We start from the raw sequence: 19,484 nt of genomic DNA on the forward strand, positions 1-19,484 counted from the left end.
CTACTACGGGGCGGGGGTTACGAAAAGATTGCCAACGCCTGGGCCTAATGGCCGGAATTGGTTACACTGCAAACCCCAAATCAATTAGGTAGATTCTGTGACCGAACTGCAACTGACCCCTGCTCAGCACGCTTCCAGTCATTTTTTAAGACAGCTTTTTGCCATCGATGCCGTGCAACTGTATGACCTTAAATCGGATCGCGTGTGCACCAATCTCAGTGGGGAGCAGCTTGGCGGTTTGGCTTGTCAGCCGGCCAGTGTCGCTCTTGCACAAAGTGAGCAGGATTGGCTATCGGTTAAATTGGTAGTCAGGGCCCAGGCGTTGTCCTTGGAGAAAATTCATGCCATTCAGGACGCACTAGCGGAACATTTGCACGTAAAAGCCCTGCGTATGGTAAGTCCTGGCGGCCAAACGAAAATTCTCCAGGGGGAGGAGTTTGGTGTGGTATTGGAGGCTAAGTGTTCGCCGCAGGGGGTGCCGGCAGATTGTCTGGAAACACTGAGCCGTCGCCATCAACTGGAGCTGAATCTGCTTAAAAGCTCGCCTTCATTGTCCAAGCCCGGTTTATTGGTGATGGACATGGACAGCACTGTAATCGCCATGGAATGTATTGACGAATTGGCCAAACTGGCTGGCGCCGGTGAGGAAGTGGCGGCGGTCACTGAACTGGCGATGCAGGGCAAGCTGGATTTTGTGCAAAGCCTGCGTCAGAGGGTGTCTTGCTTAGCGGGTGCCGATGTCAGTATTTTGGAGTCGGTGCGTACGGCCATGCCACTGATGCCGGGGCTGGAAAAAATGCTACTGACCCTCAAAGCCAAAGGTTGGAAAGTGGTGCTGGTATCAGGTGGTTTTACGATTTTTGCCGAGCATTTAAAACAGCGCCTGGGCTTGGATCATGTGTTTGCTAATACCCTTGAAATTGAAGATGGTAAGCTGACTGGCAGGGTGCTCGGCGATGTGGTGGATGGTAAAGCCAAGGCCGATACGTTGGTGCGACTGGCCCAGGAATACGAGATTGCCAAAGCACAGACCATTGCCATGGGTGATGGCGCCAACGACCTTTTGATGATGTCCCAGGCCGGGCTGGGGGTTGCCTTCCATGCCAAGCCTGTAGTTTTGGCTAAGGCCGATGCCGCCATTCGCTTTGGTGGTCTGGACGAACTGTTGTATCTGCTGGAGGCATGATGACGGCTTTACAGCAACAGCCTCTGTATCTGGATGTGGATGAGCATAAGCTGCATCTTCGACATATTCGAAGCGATGCTGCACAAACTAAAGGCGCAGTGTTAATGGTGCATGGCTCCATCGAGAATGGCCGGATTTTTTACAACGATAAGGGCAAGGGGCTGGGCTGTTTTCTCGCAAACCAAGGTTTTGATGTCTATGTGCTGGATTTGCGCGGAAGAGGCTTAAGCCAGCCATCCATCGCAAAAGGTCATCGCCACGGCCAGCAAGAATCGATTTTAAAAGATATACCCAGGGCCATCGAATACGTGGCTAAGCGTCATCACCAGAAATTGCATTGTGTTGCCCACTCCTGGGGGGGCGTCCTGTTGATGGCTGCACTGATAAGGCTGCCCCATCTGCTGGATTTGATTGACCGTCAGGTGTTTTTTGGTACTAAACGCAGTGTCCGGGTGCATAATCCTGAGCGCTGGTTAAAGTTGGAACTGGTATGGAAGCGGTTGGGACCAATACTTAACCTGATATATGGCTATTTCCCGGCCAAAAAACTGGGCATTGGTGCTGACAATGAACCCGCAGCGGTGATCAGAGAAATCAGCCGATGGCTAAGCCAAAGCGCCTGGCGTGATAGCGATGGTTTTGATTATCAGGCCGCTGCTGCCAAATTAACCTTACCGTCCACCTGGTTTATTACCGGCAGTCATGACAAGGCATTGGGGCATGCCAGGGATATGCGCCGTTTCGCCCATGAATTGGGGATGGCTCATCATCCGGTCACCGTCTTGGGTAAGGAAGCAGGTGCCCGGCGTGACTATGGGCACGTTGATATTCTCACTCATCCTGCCTGCGCAGAAGATCACTTCCCGGCAGTTGCCAGCTGGCTGGAGAATGGCACTCAGGTGAGCTGAAACTGGCTGGCATTGGATTGGATCTGATGGGTATTGAAGGCATAGCGAAACATCACTTCATTAGTAATATCCAGCAGATCTGCCATGGCATATACGGCCCAAAGCTCCTCTTCCATTGATTTCGCTTTGTGTACCGCATACACCCCTACATAGTTAAGTTCTGCGTGCAGGAAGCTGGTGTCCGGCCGGCCCGTTCTGCTAATAAAAACGCGCATGGCAATAAACTTGCCTCCACCCATGGCGGTGCCAATAAAATCACGCCGCTGTGCTTCATTTTCAAACTGCTCTGGTAACCGCACCTGAATCGCTTTCCTGATCTCTTGCTGTCTGGGATTAAAAGCCACCCAAATTTCCAGGCTGACAGGTTTGTCATGGGTGCGCAGAGACTTGAGGGTCTTTTCCATCAGGCTGCGGCCTTCTGCATGGGCACTATACAAGGCATACAGATTGAAATGATCGGGCTGATTAAGATGGGAGATCAGTGGTAACAGGGGATGGTCCGAGGGCGGCACACTGATGTTCTCTGGTACCAATTCAATGCCGTTTTTACGAATAAAAAGACCAATATTCAGTAAGTTAGCTGTATAGATATTGCGCAGCGCCTCACCAATGCCGGTCAAATCCTCACGGCTGCCGGTCGGCTTAAGACTGGCACGGTTTTGCTTGATCAGGGCCTCAAAAAACTCCCGGGTCTGCTTTTCTAATCTTTCGTCGAGCAGCATCAGGTGGAGGACGGTTTTATCCGGGCTTACTCGCATCACCCGATAGGGCAAGGATTGCAGCTGATATTTGCGGCCAAGGGCCTGTAGCTTTGGTAGACTGACTTCCAATCGCCCCCCTTCGCTTGAGGGAAACGGGTGCTTCAATTCAAGACGCAAACCGCTGGGGGAGATATCTTCGGTAATAGCCTCAAGCTCCGAGCCACCCTGATAAAGCAATACCGGGGTGCGCAAGGTGTAACGGGTTTCATGCCGAAGCTCCTGATAGCGGAAGCGGTAAGGCATGATCATCTCAGGTGGCCGGTTACGCGGATGACAAAAAACGTGCAACGCCGTCAACTGTTGTTTTACCAACTTGTGTTTCTGGTAGGTTTGGGTATTCCAGTGGTTGGTGATGTCGGTCAACAACACAATATATTTAAGCGCTTTGAGATTGGACAACAACCGCGCAGAGGGTGGCTGGTTTAATCGTTTGATGTGCTCACCGACGTTATCCGGCAAGGACAAGGGATCATGGCACTGATCAGGATGCATTGGTGTCATTTGCATCTTGTATACCCGCCAACTGGCTTTCCGGGAGCCGTAGGCCAGATAGGTGCTGTGCAGTTTACGCTGCTCTGCCAGTTCTTCGAGACTCGCCGAGTAAAAGTAGGTGTGATCCTGGGAACTGTGGGTAAACACAAACAAGTAGGTTTCGGTCAGATGCGGTAGCTGTTTGCTCCATCTGGCGAGGCGCTCCTGACTGAGCAAATAGCCCAGACGCTGCTCTCCCTCCTCATCGTGCCAGAAATGCAAGGTGCGCGGGTTACAGTCGTTGGTCATCACAAATTTAGGATGCAGTTTGTCACCCTGTGCCTCAATAAACACCGGTAGCGAAGTGATTTGCGGCACGTAGTATTGCTCATAGCCCTTGATGCGAATGGCTTCAATGGTGTTTTCCATATTCACCTTGTAGCGCCGCTTATTACCTTGGATAAAGCGCTCCAGGAAGCTGTCCAGATTTTGCTGTCCCTGCTCAAATAACCTTTTCAGGGAAATGCGCTGTTCGTCGCGACTGCGATCGATGTCGGCGATCACATAGTGCACCACCTCGCCTCGTTTCAGGCCGTAGTCCTGCTCCAACCCGCGAAAATGCACCGACACTTTCTCTCCGGGCTTAAATAAATGGCGCTTCGGGGCTTTCACTTTCAGGCCGCCCACAGAAATATCGATGCTGGTGGCGTGCACCGATTCTTTGAGTTCGGTGAACAGCTCAAGCGGGGCGACAAAATTCATGCGCTCTTCATTGCGCTGCAAGACGGAGCCTAGCTTGATGGTGGGCGTCAAGTAGCGCCTCTCCGGGCTTTCTTCGGCGCTACTGTGCAGTCCAGAAATTGTATCGATATCGGTACCTTGCTCCAGCGCTTTTTGGTGCATCACCCGAAAGTTATTTTCGGTGTTGGTGACCGCCTCATAGACACCCAATGTGTAGTGCCCGAAGCTGCGCACCTGGCGCTCAAAGACCTCTATCGCAACATCGTCTAAATGATGGGTAATGCCTTCAAATTCATAGGGTTGGCACTGACCGTCTACCGTACCACGCAGATCAATGGGGCGCAGACAAGGTTTGGCCTGGCGCTTCAGCTCCATCTTCAGGAGGAAACGTTTGGGTTTTGGCAGGTTGGACGCTACCTGAGATAAGATTTGGTTAAAGTCCGGCTCGCCGACAACGGGTTTCAGCTGTTCGATAAGCTCCTGGTATTGTTCGATGCCTGCTGCCATGTTCCTTCCATCTGTGGCATTTGCGCCCTGTAGTCTGTATCGGTCACTTTCGATTTTTCTTTGATAATCAAATCATAGCGTAAGAAAAACTCCTCAGAGATATCCTGAATTTCACACAAATAGCGAATATTCCACAAGCGCTCTTCAATGGCCTTAGCCTTGTGTACGGCATAGACAGTGATATAACGAAGCTCCGATTCAATGGCGCTGATATCTGGTTTGCCGGTTTTTTTGAGCGTTAACCGATAAGCTTTAATATTGCCCTTTTGCATACCTTCTTCAACCACTGCCTGCTTGGCAGGCGCGTCCTGCAACTCATTGGCAAACAGCCAATTACTGATATTGCCAGGCTGTTCTGGATTGGAGAGTGCAAGTAACTCCAAATACAGCGTGTCTTCATCGGCGCGATTGGCTTTGAGCGCATCTTGTAACACTCTGCCGCGCGGACCGGTAAAGAGTGCGCTCAGATCTGCTTGTTGCTCAGGGTTATCCTGGTGTACTGATGCAACGAAGGGGTGTGCAAAAGACGGCACGGCAAGGGAGTCCGGTACAAACTGGGTTCCCTGACGCGAGAAGTACATATTGGGGTTGGCGGTGAATGCCAGAAACAGATTTTTAAGCGCTTCCCCAAGCTCCAGTGACGACTGGTGTTCAAGGTCACGGGAAAGCTTACGCCTGTTGCGATCGATTAGCTCGGTGAAGAAACGGCTGGTTTGTTCGCCTTTGTATTCGCTTAGATCGAGTTTGAGGCTGATCTGTTTCTTGTCACCCTGGAATTTGACCATCTCATAAGCGATATCTTTAAGCTTATATTTGCGTGTCAGTTCCTGCAGACCTGGAAAGCTGACTCTGACCTCAGCATGGTAGTCAATGGGCTTGTCCAGCATCACTTTGATGCCTTTGGAGGAGATATCCACCGTTGTTCCGCTGCGCTTATGTTTTTTGCCAACGACCACAGACACCGGAGAATTCAGTTTATAACGAGACTCCTGCCGTAAACTGCGATATTGAAAGCTGATCCCCTCTATCTGGTATTTCTGTTCATTGCGTGGATGAGTCTGACCACGCAGTAGGCGTAAATCTGCTTTGCTGTATTCAAACTGCTGATAAGCTTGGGTACTGTGCTCTAGGGTTATATCCGTCAGAGTCAGCATATGACTGACCTGCTGTATTTGCGCCTGCACTTTGGGCGCCAGCAGTTTTTCCTTTTTCAGTTTTTCTTTTAGTAAAGTGGCCGGCAGACTTGACGGTGAGTGGGCTTGCTCGTTGTTGACCAAACAGGCCTGCACAAGATACACACGCCAACTGTCCTGCAACGAACCAAACCCTAAAAAGGCATTACGTAGCTGCGGATTGGCTTTTAACTCCGTCCCCGTAGCTGAGCACCAATAGCGCTTACCGTCGCGGATCAGATTAAAACTGTAGACGATGTCGGTAACCAAATGCTCGCTGTTGGTGAACCATCGTTCGATGCGTCTATCAGTAAATAGACCGCTGAGTCCGTTGTCATCATCAGCGCCAAGGTACTGAAACAGAGCTTTGTTGTAATCGTTTAGCAAGGCAAATCTGGGGTGCGCCTTACGCCACTCATCCCGTTGTATAAAAATCGGCAGGCTGCTGGTATGGGTTGCATAGTATTGCTCGAAGCCTTTGACCTGAACCGAGATCAACGTGTTGTCGAGGTTGACTTTGTAGCGGCGCTTATTCTCGGTAATCAGGGTTTCAAGGAAATCGTCGAATCTTGGATTCGGCAACTGCATGTCTCTGCACAAACTCAGGTAGCAAAACTCTTTCTTGGTTTTCTTTTGCACAACGGCATAGGCAACGCCGCCGGAGCCAAAGACATAGTCTTTTTCTAACCCTGTGAAATGAACTTTGAGCACTTGCCCTGCGGGAAATTCGAAATTGCAGCGGGTTTTGATTTGTAACCCGTTTACCGATAAATCAATGCTGGTGGCATTGAAACGGATCCCATCTGGCAGCTCCACATCCAACGCCACGGCGAAGTTCATGCGCTCTTCTTTACGATGTTCATAGCGGCGAAAGTGCAAAGCGTCCGCCATGTATTGATGGGAGTGAGCGTCAGAGGCAGCATCGCTGGTGCTGTCTTGGTCGGCTGCTCCCTCAATTTGCGGTAACTGATTTGCCGTTTCATGCAGTATGGTTTCGTATACCCCTTGGGTATAGCCGCCATACAATTTCACCAGGCGTTCAAAGCGATCGATGGAGCGTTCATCCATGGCATGAAAACGTCCTTGGAATTCGAAAATCTGGCATTTGTCGCCCAGCAGTTTGCGTAAATCGATCACCCGCATACAAGGACGTGCTAAACGTTGCAGTTCCATCTTAAACAGGAAACGCTTGGTTTTGTTTTGCTGTGGCAAAACCTTGTTTAAATACTGATCAAAACCAGGCAGGCTGAGGCGGGGGAGTAACTTTTCATACAGGGCATAATCTGAGGTGACAAACTGCGTCATCGTACTACTCTTTTTTGTTATGCCCCCTTACGGCGGCTACTGCTGTGCAAATAATAACCAAATCATGCCTGGGTGTCTATGCCAAAGGCACTCTTCACTTTCTGGCAGATCCCAACCTTCGCCCAATATGATAGGGTGTCGGGCAAAAATAATTGAAGACATTTCATGGCTAAACGCAAAACCGCCTATGTTTGCGCCGAATGTGGTGCGGATTATCCCCGCTGGCAAGGGCAATGCAATGATTGTGGCGCCTGGAACAGCATCAGTGAGTTTGTCATTTCGCCGGCTAAGGCTAACGGCGATGTGCGCCGCAGTGGCTATGCCGGGCAAACGGTGGCGCAGGTTCAGACCCTCGACAGTATCGACCTGACTGCACTGCCGCGATTCTCTTCCGGTTTCCTGGAACTGGACAGGGTGCTTGGCGGGGGCGTGGTGCCTGGCTCGGCTATTCTGATTGGCGGCTCACCGGGCGCTGGTAAAAGTACCCTGTTGCTGCAAACCATGTGTAAGTTGGCGCAACAGCATGAGGCACTTTATGTGACCGGCGAAGAGTCATTGCAGCAGGTGGCCCTGCGTGCCCACCGATTGGGACTGCCTACCAACAAGCTTAAGCTATTGGCCGAAACCAGTGTGGAGAGTATCTGTGAGATGGCTTTGGCACAGCGCCCCAAAATTGTGGTGATTGATTCCATCCAGGTGATGCATATGGCTGATGTGCAATCTGCACCTGGCAGTGTTTCTCAGGTACGTGAAAGCGCGGCCTACTTAACGCGCTTTGCTAAACAGCAACAAATTGCCATCCTGATGGTGGGGCATGTGACCAAAGATGGCAGTCTGGCCGGCCCCAAAGTGCTTGAGCACTGTATCGATTGTTCGATGATGTTGGAAGGGGATAGCGACAGCCGTTTTCGTACTTTGCGCGGCCAGAAGAATCGTTTCGGTGCGGTCAATGAGTTGGGTGTTTTCGCGATGACCGAAAAAGGCCTAAGGGAGGTGAGTAACCCCTCGGCCATTTTCTTAAGCCGTGAAGAGCAGCCTTCTCCTGGCAGCTCCGTGATGGTGGTTTGGGAAGGGACCCGGCCACTGCTGGTAGAGATCCAGGCGTTGGTGGATTACAGCCAGATGGCCAATCCCAGAAGGTTGGCCGTGGGCCTGGAACAAAATCGCCTGGCCATGTTACTGGCGGTGTTGCACCGTCATGGTAACGTGCAGATGAATGATCAGGATGTGTTTGTGAATGTGGTCGGCGGCGTAAAAGTGGCGGAAACGGGCGCTGATTTGGCCTTATTGTTGTCGATGGTGTCCAGCTTTCGAAATCAGCCTTTGCCCAAAGAATTAATTGTGTTTGGCGAGGTAGGGCTGGCGGGAGAGATAAGGCCGGTGCCTAATGGTGTGGATCGTTTGGCAGAAGCGGCCAAACATGGCTTCACCCGAGCCATAGTGCCCATGGCCAATGTGCCGAAGCAGCCCATTAAAGGCATGGAAGTGCGCGGCGTGAAAAGACTGGCAGAGGCGCTCGAAGCGCTGTGAATACAGGTGAGTGAAAGCAGTTAACCTGCTTTCACAGTTGACGCAATTCTTCTTCATTGGGAGACGCCAAGGCTTCCAGCTCACGCTTAAGCAAAGCGTCGTCCCCCACATTTAACTCCACCAGGCGGCGCAGGCTTGAGGCGCTGTCGATATCGATCATCTTGATCTGAATACCTAACTGTTCCTCTTCCTGGTGTCGGATAAGGCCTTCCAGCATGATGCTATTGGCCATTCCCGGCAGGGAAATTACCAACAATACCGGCTCGTCCGCCTTAACCTCAAATTTTTCAGGCTTTGTCAAAAGCACGCCTTTTAAGGAAATATCCAATAAGCTGCAGTGCCATTTTTTGGCGCCCTGACGCAGTTCCCCGGGAGCGGAAAACACTATCCGGGTAAATTGACGGCGATTGTTTGATGTCATCTTGGTTGACCTGATCATAGTCTTTTAAGCATAGACAGTTTATCTCTGAAAATACACCAAGATAAATATCTAATTGTCTGATTCGCATTGGGAAATCTTAACACCAGGTTGGGACCGGCATGGTCTGTTGTGGTGCTTCATTGACTCTGAATTACGCTGATTTAGGGGCCCCATTGAGGTAGCCTAAAAGCGCTCTCTGTCTTAAAGCACAAAGCCAGGCGTGAAGCCCGGCTTTGTTTGCTTTCCTATCGGAAAATACACGGCATCCATGCCGCGCGGTCTCGCTTACTTGCTGATCTTTTTATACTTAAGCCTATGCGGCTCGACCACATCCTTACCAAAGTTTTCTTTGAGCCAGGCTTCGTAGTCGGTGAAGTTACCTTCGTAGAAGTTAACCTGGCCTTCATCACGGTAGTCAAGGATATGGGTGGCCACACGGTCAAGGAACCAACGGTCGTGCGAGATCACCATGGCGCAGCCCGGGAATTCAAGCAGGGCGTTCTCCAGGGCGCGCAGGGTTTCTACGTCCAAATCGTTGGTGGGTTCGTCGAGTAGCAGCACGTTACCGCCAGCTTTTAACAGCTCTGCCAGATGCAAACGGTTACGCTCACCACCGGAAAGATCCTTGACGAATTTCTGCTGGTCATTGCCTTTGAAGTTAAAGCGGCTCACATAAGCCCGGCTGTTAATCTCAAAGTTACCAATACGCAGAATATCCTGACCGTTTGACACCTGTTGGTATACCGTCTTGTTGCCATCCAGGTGATCCCTGAACTGATCCACACTGGTCAGTTTGACGGTTTCACCAATGACAATCTCGCCGCTATCGGGTTTTTCCACACCGGACAACATACGGAACAGGGTAGATTTACCGGCACCGTTGGGACCGATAATGCCGACAATGGCGCCTTTGGGGATCTTAAAGCTGAGATCGTCAATCAGCACCCGGTCACCATAGGTCTTTCTAAGGTGATTAACCTCGATAACCTTATCGCCCAAACGTTCACCGGGTGGAATAAAGAGTTCGTTGGTCTCGTTACGCTTCTGGTAATCGTTGCTGGCCAGTTCTTCAAAGCGGGCCATACGGGCTTTGCTCTTGGCCTGACGACCTTTGGCATTACTGCGTACCCACTCCAATTCCTGTTTAATAGAGCGCTGACGGGCCTGTTCGGATTTTTCTTCCTGCTCCAGACGCTTGTCTTTTTGCTCCAGCCAGGAGGAGTAATTGCCTTCCCAGGGAATACCATGTCCACGGTCGAGTTCCAAAATCCAGCCTGCGACGTTATCCAGGAAATAACGGTCGTGGGTAATGGCGACGACGGTGCCTTCGTAATCGTGCAGGAAGCGCTCCAACCAGGCTACGGATTCGGCATCCAGGTGGTTGGTCGGTTCGTCCAGAAGCAGCATATCGGGCTTTTCTAACAGCAAACGACACAAGGCCACGCGGCGACGCTCACCACCAGAAAGTTTGGAGACATCGGCATCCCAAGGCGGCAAGCGCAGGGCATCGGCGGCTCGATCCATGGCATGGTCAAGGTTATGACCGTCTTTGGCCTGAATAATGGCCTCTAATTCGCCTTGCTCTTTGGCCAGGGCATCGAAGTCGGCATTTTCATCGGCATAGGCGGCATAGACTTCGTCCAGACGCTTCAGGGCGTGGACCACGTCGGCAAAAGCACCTTCGATATTGCCGCGCACGTCTTTGCTTTCATCCAGCTTTGGCTCCTGGGGCAGGTAGCCGATTTTAATGCCTGGCGCGGGGCGGGCTTCACCTTCGATATCTTTATCGATGCCGGCCATAATGCGCAACAGCGTTGACTTACCGGCGCCATTTAAACCCAGCACGCCGATTTTGGCGCCGGGGAAAAAACTTAAGGAGATATTCTTCAGAATTTCACGCTTAGGCGGGACGATCTTTCCCACCCGGTGCATGGTATATACATATTGAGACATAGAATTGGTTAATTCCCTGTTTGAAGTGGCGCCTATTCTAAACCAAAAGTTTTTGAAAGTGTGAGGTGATAGGGGATTGAATTTTTCTGCTTTCTGGCGTTTTGTCAGACACACGGGAATGACTTCAAACCAAGCCTCATGCCTCACAGCTTAGACCTCACACTAAACTGATTAACGCTGTACTTGTGAGGCAAAATGACTAGAATATGGGCTCTTTTCTGCCCACCCCAATCGGGCTGCACCAATCACCGGCCAGGCCGGTTAACCTCCGAGGAGAGACGATGCTTTCACGTGATATGAACATTGCCGATTTCGATCCAGAACTGTGGCAAGCCATTGAGAACGAAACCCGCCGCCAGGAAGAGCATATCGAGCTTATCGCCTCAGAGAACTATTGCAGCCCGCGCGTATTAGAGGCGCAGGGTTCACAGCTGACCAACAAGTATGCCGAGGGTTATCCCCATAAGCGTTACTACGGTGGCTGCGAATATGTCGACGTGGCAGAAGATTTGGCCATCGAGCGTGCTAAACAGCTTTTCGGTGCCGATTATGCCAACGTGCAGCCACACTCCGGCTCTCAGGCTAACAGCGCGGTGTTTATGGCCCTGCTCAATGCTAACGACACAGTATTAGGGATGAGCCTGGCCCATGGTGGTCACCTGACCCATGGCTCTCATGTCAACTTCTCCGGCAAAACCTACAAGGCCGTGCAGTACGGTCTTGATGAGGCCACCGGCATCGTTGACTATGCCCAGGTAGAAGCCCTGGCCATGGAGCATAAGCCGAAAATGATCATCGCCGGTTTCTCTGCCTACTCTGGCATAATGGACTGGTCTAAATTCCGTGCCATCGCCGATAAAGTGGGTGCCTACCTGCTGGTGGATATGGCCCACGTTGCAGGTTTGGTAGCTGCTGGTTTATACCCCAATCCGTTGCCTCATGCCCATGTGGTTACTACCACCACTCACAAAACTCTGGCCGGTCCGCGCGGTGGTTTGATTCTGTCTTCTTGTGGCGACGAAGAGATTTACAAGAAGCTCAATAGTTCCGTATTCCCCGGTAATCAGGGTGGCCCGCTGTGCCACGTAATCGCGGCCAAGGCTGTGGCTTTCAAAGAAGCGCTGCAACCAGAGTTTAAGGCTTACCAGCAACAAGTAGTGACCAATGCTAAGGCGATGGTCTCTGTGATGCAGGAGCGCGGCTATAAAGTGGTGTCCGGTGGTACCGACAACCATCTGTTCCTGATGGATTTGATTGACAAGGACATCACCGGTAAAGACGCCGATGCCGCACTGGGCCGCGCCTATATCACCGTGAATAAGAACTCTGTACCTAACGATCCGCGTTCACCTTTTGTGACCAGTGGTCTGCGTATCGGTACCCCAGCCATTACCCGCCGTGGTTTCAAAGAAGCCGAAGCCAAGCAAGTTGCAAACTGGATTTGTGATGTGCTGGACAATATGGGTGATGAGTCCGTGGTCGATAAGACCCGCGAAGCGGTTAAAGCCCTTTGCGCCAGGTTCCCTGTTTATGCATGATTAGGCTATTGGCCAAAGCATAAGAAAAACGCGGCTTATTGCCGCGTTTTTTGTTTAATGGGAGTCCGAAAGAATGATTTTTGAAACGGCACGCCTTCAGTGCCGGATGTTAGATGAAGAAGCAATAGCACCGCTTCAGCACTTACTGGGTGACCCCCAGGTGATGCAATTTTCCGTTCGTGGTGTGCAAACGCCAGAGCAAGTGGCGGATTATGTGCAGCAACATTTGCTTCAGCACCAGCAATTTGGTTACGCCCACTGGGGACTGTGGATCAAAGAACGGACGGAATTTGCCGGGGTGGTGGGATTTAATTGCCATGAAATAGAAGGGCAGGAGATCCGCCATATTACTTACCGTTTGCTACGCGAAAAGTGGGGCCAAGGGTTGGCTCAGGAGGCTGTTAGGGGAGCACTTGGTTTTGCTCATCATCAACTGGGCTGGAAGGAAGTCAGTGCCTTGGTGGAACCGCAAAACAAGGCTTCAGCAAGCGTATTGTTACGCTGCGATTTCAACTTTGTACGCCACAGTTTGTTTGTGGGCAGAGTTGTTGAATTGTATCATCAAGCCTTTCAGTGACGCTTTTGAAAGCGTAAGGCAAACCCCTTGCCGTTTAAGTCTTCCACCTTTACATCCAAGGTATCGGTACCCTCAAGTTGATAGTGCAGGCGCTGTGGATAATCATGTTCTGGGTTTTCAAAGATGGCCTGGTTGGCCGAGCAGGTTGTCAGCAAAAAAGGCACCGGCATAGGGTTCTCAGTGACCTTGGCCAGATAAAAGATCTTATCTTGCATTTGCACCAGACGCAGATCTTCGCTGCGACTGACTTCTCCTTGTTTAATGCTCCAGCCCCTGCCCTCGTAGCTGTTGTCACTGACTTGTTGCCAGGCTTCCAGTACCTGACCTTTTTCGGTTGGCATTTGCCAGGTGGCGAGCAGCCAGGAAAGATCGGTTAACCGGCATGTCGCTTGCGCCTGGATGGGGGCGCCGAGCAGGGCTGTTAATAAAAGATAACTATATTGGCGCTGAAATAGGTTCACAATTGCTGCCTCGAAAGGGGTTTTATGCTAGCTTAACCGCACTTTTTTCATAGTCCACTGCAGAATTTCCAACAGCAGGAATCCCTATGTTTTGCCCCTTTTGTTCTGAACAGGAAACCAAGGTAATAGATTCACGCCTGGTGGCAGAAGGCCATCAGATTCGTCGCCGACGTGAATGTCTGGCCTGCCATGAACGTTTTACCACCTTTGAAACGGCTGAGTTGGTTATGCCTCGAGTCGTTAAGCGCGATGGCTCCCGTGAGCCGTTTAACGAAGATAAGCTGCGTGCCGGTCTGCAACGTGCGCTGGAAAAACGTCCGGTCAGCACCGAACAGGTTGAGCAATGCATCAATCGTCTCAAGTCAGAGCTGCGTGCCACTGGTGAGCGTGAAGTCGATAGCAAATTGATTGGTAATTTGATTATGGATGCACTCAAAGACCTGGATAAGGTTGCCTATGTGCGTTTCGCCTCGGTGTACCGATCGTTTGAGGATATTCGGGAGTTTGGCGAAGAAATCGCCAGACTTGGAGACTGATATGGGATTTTCGCACGCGGATCATCAGCATATGGCCAGAGCATTACGCCTGGCAGAAAAAGGGCGTTTTACTACCAGTCCTAATCCCAACGTGGGCTGTGTGTTGGTTTCCCCATCAGGAGAGATCATCGGAGAAGGCTGGCATCAACAAGCAGGCGGTCCCCATGCCGAAGTCTTTGCTTTGCGTGACGCCGGAGATTTGGCCAAAGGCGCAACGGCCTATGTGACCCTGGAGCCATGCAGTCACCATGGTCGCACTCCTCCCTGTGCCGATGCGTTGATTAAAGCCGGTGTCGCCCGTTTGGTCTGTGCCATGCAGGACGCTAATCCCAAGGTGGCGGGGCAGGGAATTCAGCGTCTGATAGATGCCGGTGTGGAGGTGCAAGTGGGCTTGATGGAATCTGAATCACACAAGCTGAATCATGGATTCTTCACCCGTATGACCAAAGGGCGCCCCCACATTACCGTTAAAATGGCGGCGAGCTTAGATGGTAAAACCGCGATGGCCAATGGCCACAGTCAATGGATAACCAGTGCACTGGCCCGCGCCGATGTGCAGCGTCAACGGGCGCAGAGCTGTGCCATCTTAACCGGCTCCGGCACGGTGCTGATTGACAATCCTTCGCTGAACGTCAGGTTAAGTGCAGAAGAACTGGGCCTGGTTGATTTGGCGGTGCGTCAACCTTTGCGCGTGATAGTGGATAGCCGTAATCAGTTGGATCCAGACAAGCAAATTTTTCAACTGCCAGGTGACATTCTGCTTGCGAACAAACAGGTCAGTCCCCACCTCTTCCCAAAATCTGTGCGTCAGTGGCATTGCACCTCCAAGGGCAGTCGTGTTGATTTGGCGGCATTGATGATGCATTTGGGTGAACTTGGCATCAACAACTTGTGGGTTGAAGCCGGTGCCGCCTTAACAGGTGCCTTATTGGAGCAGCAGTTGGTGGATACACTGGTGCTGTACCAGGCCCCCAAATTGATGGGCGATAAGGCCAAAGGCCTGGCGCTGCTGCCCAGCTTGACCCATATGGAACAGGCTATCAGTCTTAAATGGCAGGATATTCGCCAGGTCGGGGAAGATTTACGCCTGACTGCTGACGTACAATATCAATCCTAGCTTCTAGGCCAGTTAAACAGGAGAGCAATATGTTTACCGGCATCATCCAGGCGGTGGGCACCATCAGCGCTATGCAACCAACCGGCGGCGACATGCGTCTGCGCGTAGAGACAGGCAAGCTGGATATGAGCGATGTGGCCTTAGGTGACAGTATCGCTACCAATGGCGTATGCCTGACGGTGGTGGAGTTTTCCAATCATCATTATGTGGCCGACTTATCCTCTGAAACCCTGAAACGCTCAGGCTTTGCTCATTATCAGCTGGGGCAAAAGGTGAATCTGGAAAAAGCCATGTTGGCGTCCACCCGATTTGGTGGCCATATTGTCAGTGGTCATGTGGATGGGGTGGGTGAGGTCTTGTCTGTGACACAAAGCGCCCGTGCCTGGGAAGTGTGGGTGAAAGCCCCTGACGAGCTGGCCAAATACATTGCCGAGAAAGGCTCGATTACCGTGGATGGCGTGAGTCTAACCGTCAATGGCGTGGATGGTGCCAAGTTCAGGTTGACCCTGGTCCCTCATACCATGCAGGAAACCAATATCGGCACGTATCAAGCCGGCACCAAAGTCAATTTGGAAGTGGATGTGGTGGCCCGTTATCTGGAACGCCTGATTCTGGGTGATAAAGCCGCACAGTCCAGTGCCGGAAAAGAGATTAGTCTGGCCTTTTTAGCCGAACACGGCTATCTCAGATAGCACCGATTATTACAACAATATTTTGACCCTACAGCATTGAGAGAAACGATGGCATTGAACAGTACCTTGGAGATTATCGAAGACATTCGTCAGGGCAAAATGGTAATCCTGATGGATGACGAAGATCGGGAGAACGAGGGCGACCTGATTATGGCTGCGGAGTATGTGACGCCACAGGCCATCAATTTTATGGTGACCCATGCGCGGGGTCTGGTTTGCCTGCCGATGACCCCAGAGCGTTGTGCCCGTTTGAAGTTGCCGTTAATGGTGAACAATAACGGTGCCCAGTTTTCTACCAACTTTACCGTATCCATCGAAGCGGCCACTGGCGTGACCACAGGCATTAGCGCGGCAGATAGAGCCCGCACTATCCTGGCGGCAGTGGCCAAAGATGCTAAGGCTGAAGACATTGTCCAGCCCGGACATATTTTTCCATTGATTGCAAAAGACGGCGGCGTGCTTAATCGCGCCGGTCATACCGAAGCCGGCGTCGATCTGGCGCGTTTGGCTGGCGCAGAACCAGCCGCTGTTATTGTCGAGATCCTTAACGAAGACGGCACCATGGCCCGTCGCCCGGAGCTCGAAAAGTTTGCCCAGAAGCATGATCTTAAGATTGGTACCATTGCCGATCTTATCGAGTATCGGAACCTGAATGAGACCACCATCGAAAAAGTGGCTGAGTGCAAGCTGCCTACCGACTTTGGTGATTTTGATTTAATCACTTTCAGGGATGATATCGACAAACAAGTGCACTTTGCCCTGCGTAAAGGGGAGATCAAAGCCGATGAACCGGCATTGGTTAGGGTGCATTTGCACGATACCTTTGGTGATTTACTTGGCTCCACCCGCGGCTTGGATCGCAGCATGGGACTGCATCAAGCCATGGCGCGCATTGCTGATGAAGGCGGTATTTTATTGCTGCTCGGCAAAGAAGAATCCCGGGATGATTTGATTGCCAAGGTGCGCCAGTTTGAAGCCGAAGACAAAGGCGAACAGCCACCAGGGCGCTCCTGGCAGGGCACGTCAAGAACCGTGGGTGTTGGCTGTCAGATTTTGGCCGCGCTGGGCGTAAAGAAAATGCGACTATTGAGTAAACCCAGGAAGTACCATGCATTGTCTGGTTTTGGCCTGGAAGTGGTGGAGTATGTTTCCTAAAGGCAGGGTGTATTAATACATTCACCTGATTGGTGGCTGTGGTATCATACGCGCCATTTTTATTGCGGGAATAAATCATGAACATCATTGAAGGTAACCTGAGGGCAACGGGCAAGAAGTTCGCCCTGGTGGTGTCAAGATTCAACAGCTTTGTCGTTGAAAGTTTGGTGGACGGTGCGCTGGATACATTGGAGCGTGTGGGTGAAGTCAATGAACAAGACATCACCCTTGTGCGTGTACCTGGTGCCTACGAGCTGCCACTGGCGGCCAAGAAACTGGCAGAAAAAGGCCAGTTCGATGCCATTATTGCCTTAGGTGCTGTGATCCGCGGTGGTACGCCTCACTTTGATTTTGTTGCCGGTGAGTGTAACAAAGGTTTAGCTCAGGTCTCTTTGGAATTCGGTGTGCCGGTTTCTTTTGGTGTGATCACCACTGACAATATCGAGCAGGCTATTGAGCGCTCTGGCACCAAAGCCGGTAACAAGGGCGCTGAGGCTGCCATGGGTGCGCTGGAAATGGTTAACGTTGTTGACCAGATTGCAGGAGCCTGATGTGAAAGCTTCCTCCCGTCGATTGGCCAGAGAACTGGCGCTACAGGGCGTTTATTCCTGGCAGATGAGTAAAAACCCGGTGTCGCAGATTGAGTTGCATCTGGCAACCACCAATAACGTGGAACAGGTCGATATGGCCTTTTTCCAGGAGTTATTACGCTCGGTGATAAAGGACTATGAAAGACTGGATGCCAGCATTAAGCCTTATCTTGGCCGCTTACCCGAAGAGCTTGATCCTGTGGAGAAAGCGATTTTGCGCCTGGCCACCTATGAGCTGCTGGAAAGACTGGATGTGCCTTTCAAAGTGGTTATCAACGAGGCTATCGAACTGGCCAAATCCTATGGCGCAGAAGAAAGCCATAAATTCGTCAATGGTGTACTCGACAAAGCTGTACGTACGCTTCGCAAACACGAACAATCCTGATCCAACGTGAAAGAATTTGATCTTATCGCGCGCTTCTTTTCCAACAGAAGCCATCAGCGCCGTGATGTGCAGATTGGTATTGGAGACGACTGCGCCATCGTCAATGTGCCCCAGGGACAATCCCTGGCCGTCACTACCGACACTTTAGTCAGTGGTGTGCATTTCCTCGAAAATACGCCAGCACGCGCTATTGCCCACAAGGCTGTGGCCGTGAATCTGAGTGATTTGGCGGCCATGGGCGCGGAGCCGGCGTGGATAAGCTTGTCTATATCTATGCCCGTATCCGACGAAGCCTGGTTGGAAGAGTTTTCCCTGGGCTTGCAGGAAATCTGCGAGTATTACTCGGTACAGCTTATCGGCGGTGATACAGTGCAGGGGCCTCTTTGCGTGACCATTACTGCCCAGGGTTTTATCCCTAAAGATCAGGCACTAACGCGCTTTAAGGCCAAGCCCGGTGACTGGCTGTATGTTACCGGCACATTAGGGGATGCCGGTCTGGCCTTGGATATGGCCAGGGGAAAGGTCGATGTGCCGACAAAATATCGCAACTACTTACAGAGTCGTCTTGATTATCCAACCCCCAGAGTACTCAGCGGTACCTTGCTAAGACGCATTGCCAGCGCCTGTATTGATATCTCCGATGGCATCATTGCTGACTTAGGGCATATCCTTAAAGGCTCTCAGTGTGGTGCACTTTTGCAGGTAGATAAATTGCCGATGTCTGAGGCTATGCATGAATCGGTGTCAGCGGAGCAGGCCATTCGTTATGCGCTTACCGCAGGGGATGACTATGAATTGCTTTTTTGTGTGTCGGAAGAGCAAAAAGGTAACCTGGATTTGATGCTGGCAACCGCCAATGTTCCGGTGACCTGTATCGGTCAGTTAAGCGGCCACCATGCCAAGATTGAACTGCGCCACGGCAAAGAGCGTTATGCCTTCGAAGGTAAGGGGTATCAGCACTTTGCCTGAGCCAAAGATGTCTCCTCTTTCTCGTCTGACACTGACTAACCCCTGGCATTTTCTGGCTCTGGGGTTTGGTAGCGGCCTGTCCCCTAAAGCCCCTGGCACTTTTGGTACGCTGGCCGCTTTGCCTTTGGTGTGGTTGGCCTTGCAACCCGGCCCATGGTTTTACCTTGGGTTTACGCTGCTGGCTTGTGTTATCGGCGTTTATATCTGTGGTAGGGCAGCACAAGACATGGGCGTACATGATCATGGCGCCATTGTGTGGGATGAAGTGGCAGGAATGCTGTTGACCATGCTGTGGGTACCGTTGTCCTGGTCGACGCTATTAGCAGGCTTTATCCTCTTTCGCCTGTTCGATATTCTCAAGCCTTGGCCCATCAGCTACTGTGATAAGCAGGTGCATGGTGGCCTGGGAATTATGCTGGATGATATTCTGGCTGGCATTGCTGCCTGCATCAGCCTGCACGCGCTGCTGCAATTTGGCTTTCTCTAATCAAAAAGGCCCTTAAAGGGCC

General features: G+C 51.5%; 18 protein-coding genes. 13 read left to right on the forward strand and 5 right to left on the reverse strand.

The features are described 5' to 3' along the window. Positions 1-97: 97 nt before the first annotated feature. On the forward strand, positions 98-1,186 hold the full coding sequence (gene serB / locus P2G88_RS07055; protein WP_275795112.1) for a phosphoserine phosphatase SerB: 1,089 nt from the start codon (positions 98-100) through the stop codon (positions 1,184-1,186). Next, complete coding sequence (locus P2G88_RS07060) at positions 1,186-2,094, forward strand: alpha/beta fold hydrolase (RefSeq protein WP_275795113.1); 909 nt, start codon at positions 1,186-1,188, stop codon at positions 2,092-2,094. The genes serB and P2G88_RS07060 overlap by 1 nt, the downstream gene beginning before the upstream one ends. Here P2G88_RS07060 and P2G88_RS07065 read toward each other — a convergent pair. Both P2G88_RS07065 and P2G88_RS07070 read right to left on the reverse strand, forming a co-directional pair. Further along, a complete protein-coding gene (locus P2G88_RS07065; protein ID WP_275795114.1) occupies positions 2,082-4,574 on the reverse strand; it encodes a PilZ domain-containing protein in 2,493 nt (830 codons plus the stop codon). The genes P2G88_RS07060 and P2G88_RS07065 overlap by 13 nt on opposite strands. Next, a complete protein-coding gene (locus P2G88_RS07070; RefSeq protein ID WP_275795115.1) occupies positions 4,529-7,051 on the reverse strand; it encodes a PilZ domain-containing protein in 2,523 nt (840 codons plus the stop codon). Before P2G88_RS07070 ends, P2G88_RS07065 begins: the two co-directional genes overlap by 46 nt. Before the next feature lie 165 nt (positions 7,052-7,216). Between P2G88_RS07070 and radA the strand changes: the two genes are divergently transcribed. Next, complete coding sequence (gene radA / locus P2G88_RS07075) at positions 7,217-8,581, forward strand: DNA repair protein RadA (RefSeq protein WP_275795116.1); 1,365 nt, start codon at positions 7,217-7,219, stop codon at positions 8,579-8,581. A gap of 31 nt (positions 8,582-8,612) precedes the next feature. On the opposite strand, the gene P2G88_RS07080 is transcribed toward radA, so the two are convergent. Beyond that, a complete protein-coding gene (locus tag P2G88_RS07080) occupies positions 8,613-9,002 on the reverse strand; it encodes a PilZ domain-containing protein (protein WP_275795118.1) in 390 nt (129 codons plus the stop codon). Between the two features lie 285 nt (positions 9,003-9,287). Next, on the reverse strand, positions 9,288-10,955 hold the full coding sequence (ettA, locus tag P2G88_RS07085) for an energy-dependent translational throttle protein EttA (protein ID WP_275795119.1): 1,668 nt from the start codon (positions 10,953-10,955) through the stop codon (positions 9,288-9,290). 281 nt (positions 10,956-11,236) lie between these two features. Between ettA and glyA the strand changes: the two genes are divergently transcribed. Beyond that, positions 11,237-12,493: a serine hydroxymethyltransferase gene (gene glyA / locus P2G88_RS07090; RefSeq protein WP_275795121.1), complete on the forward strand. Its 1,257-nt coding sequence runs from the start codon at positions 11,237-11,239 to the stop codon at positions 12,491-12,493. A 73-nt stretch (positions 12,494-12,566) separates the two neighbouring features. Next, complete coding sequence (locus P2G88_RS07095) at positions 12,567-13,070, forward strand: GNAT family N-acetyltransferase (protein ID WP_275795123.1); 504 nt, start codon at positions 12,567-12,569, stop codon at positions 13,068-13,070. Here the strand turns inward: P2G88_RS07095 and P2G88_RS07100 are convergent. Further along, positions 13,064-13,531: a DUF6265 family protein gene (locus tag P2G88_RS07100; protein WP_275795124.1), complete on the reverse strand. Its 468-nt coding sequence runs from the start codon at positions 13,529-13,531 to the stop codon at positions 13,064-13,066. The two genes, P2G88_RS07095 and P2G88_RS07100, sit on opposite strands and share 7 nt — an antisense overlap. A gap of 86 nt (positions 13,532-13,617) precedes the next feature. On the opposite strand from P2G88_RS07100, the gene nrdR reads away from it, so the two are divergent. The 8 genes from nrdR (at position 13,618) to P2G88_RS07140 (ending at position 19,462) form a co-directional block, all read left to right on the forward strand. After that, on the forward strand, positions 13,618-14,067 hold the full coding sequence (nrdR, locus tag P2G88_RS07105) for a transcriptional regulator NrdR (RefSeq protein WP_275795125.1): 450 nt from the start codon (positions 13,618-13,620) through the stop codon (positions 14,065-14,067). Between the two features lies 1 nt (position 14,068). After that, on the forward strand, positions 14,069-15,184 hold the full coding sequence (gene ribD, locus P2G88_RS07110; protein WP_275795126.1) for a bifunctional diaminohydroxyphosphoribosylaminopyrimidine deaminase/5-amino-6-(5-phosphoribosylamino)uracil reductase RibD: 1,116 nt from the start codon (positions 14,069-14,071) through the stop codon (positions 15,182-15,184). 29 nt (positions 15,185-15,213) lie between these two features. Beyond that, positions 15,214-15,876 carry a riboflavin synthase gene (locus tag P2G88_RS07115; protein ID WP_275795127.1) on the forward strand — a complete coding sequence of 221 codons (663 nt, stop codon included), beginning with the start codon at positions 15,214-15,216 and terminating at the stop codon, positions 15,874-15,876. Between the two features lie 48 nt (positions 15,877-15,924). Then, positions 15,925-17,031: a bifunctional 3,4-dihydroxy-2-butanone-4-phosphate synthase/GTP cyclohydrolase II gene (gene ribBA / locus P2G88_RS07120; protein ID WP_275795128.1), complete on the forward strand. Its 1,107-nt coding sequence runs from the start codon at positions 15,925-15,927 to the stop codon at positions 17,029-17,031. Positions 17,032-17,108: 77 nt separating this feature from the next. After that, positions 17,109-17,582 (forward strand): 6,7-dimethyl-8-ribityllumazine synthase, encoded by a 474-nt coding sequence (ribE, locus tag P2G88_RS07125; RefSeq protein ID WP_275795129.1) that lies wholly within the window; start codon positions 17,109-17,111, stop codon positions 17,580-17,582. A gap of 1 nt (position 17,583) precedes the next feature. Continuing rightward, the gene (gene nusB, locus P2G88_RS07130; RefSeq protein WP_275795130.1) at positions 17,584-18,006 is read left to right on the forward strand and encodes a transcription antitermination factor NusB; all 423 of its coding nucleotides are present in this window, start codon (positions 17,584-17,586) and stop codon (positions 18,004-18,006) included. Between the two features lie 6 nt (positions 18,007-18,012). Then, the gene (thiL, locus tag P2G88_RS07135; protein WP_275795131.1) at positions 18,013-18,975 is read left to right on the forward strand and encodes a thiamine-phosphate kinase; all 963 of its coding nucleotides are present in this window, start codon (positions 18,013-18,015) and stop codon (positions 18,973-18,975) included. Positions 18,976-18,982: 7 nt separating this feature from the next. Beyond that, on the forward strand, positions 18,983-19,462 hold the full coding sequence (locus tag P2G88_RS07140) for a phosphatidylglycerophosphatase A (RefSeq protein ID WP_275795132.1): 480 nt from the start codon (positions 18,983-18,985) through the stop codon (positions 19,460-19,462). The last annotated feature ends 22 nt before the right edge of the window (positions 19,463-19,484 follow it).

This window comes from Aliiglaciecola sp. CAU 1673 (assembly GCF_029223185.1).
Taxonomy (GTDB): domain Bacteria; phylum Pseudomonadota; class Gammaproteobacteria; order Enterobacterales; family Alteromonadaceae; genus Bowmanella.

Bases quoted from the DNA above. Each gene is read 5' to 3' on its own strand.
- P2G88_RS07060 (WP_275795113.1), top strand. From the start codon at position 1,186: ATGACGGCTTTACAGCAACAGCCTCTGTATCTGGATGTGGATGAGCAT.
- P2G88_RS07065 (WP_275795114.1), bottom strand. From the start codon at position 4,574: ATGGCAGCAGGCATCGAACAATACCAGGAGCTTATCGAACAGCTGAAA.
- P2G88_RS07070 (WP_275795115.1), bottom strand. From the start codon at position 7,051: ATGACGCAGTTTGTCACCTCAGATTATGCCCTGTATGAAAAGTTACTC.
- radA (WP_275795116.1), top strand. From the start codon at position 7,217: ATGGCTAAACGCAAAACCGCCTATGTTTGCGCCGAATGTGGTGCGGAT.
- P2G88_RS07080 (WP_275795118.1), bottom strand. From the start codon at position 9,002: ATGACATCAAACAATCGCCGTCAATTTACCCGGATAGTGTTTTCCGCT.
- ettA (WP_275795119.1), bottom strand. From the start codon at position 10,955: ATGTCTCAATATGTATATACCATGCACCGGGTGGGAAAGATCGTCCCG.
- glyA (WP_275795121.1), top strand. From the start codon at position 11,237: ATGCTTTCACGTGATATGAACATTGCCGATTTCGATCCAGAACTGTGG.
- P2G88_RS07095 (WP_275795123.1), top strand. From the start codon at position 12,567: ATGATTTTTGAAACGGCACGCCTTCAGTGCCGGATGTTAGATGAAGAA.
- nrdR (WP_275795125.1), top strand. From the start codon at position 13,618: ATGTTTTGCCCCTTTTGTTCTGAACAGGAAACCAAGGTAATAGATTCA.
- ribD (WP_275795126.1), top strand. From the start codon at position 14,069: ATGGGATTTTCGCACGCGGATCATCAGCATATGGCCAGAGCATTACGC.
- P2G88_RS07115 (WP_275795127.1), top strand. From the start codon at position 15,214: ATGTTTACCGGCATCATCCAGGCGGTGGGCACCATCAGCGCTATGCAA.
- ribBA (WP_275795128.1), top strand. From the start codon at position 15,925: ATGGCATTGAACAGTACCTTGGAGATTATCGAAGACATTCGTCAGGGC.
- ribE (WP_275795129.1), top strand. From the start codon at position 17,109: ATGAACATCATTGAAGGTAACCTGAGGGCAACGGGCAAGAAGTTCGCC.
- P2G88_RS07140 (WP_275795132.1), top strand. From the start codon at position 18,983: ATGTCTCCTCTTTCTCGTCTGACACTGACTAACCCCTGGCATTTTCTG.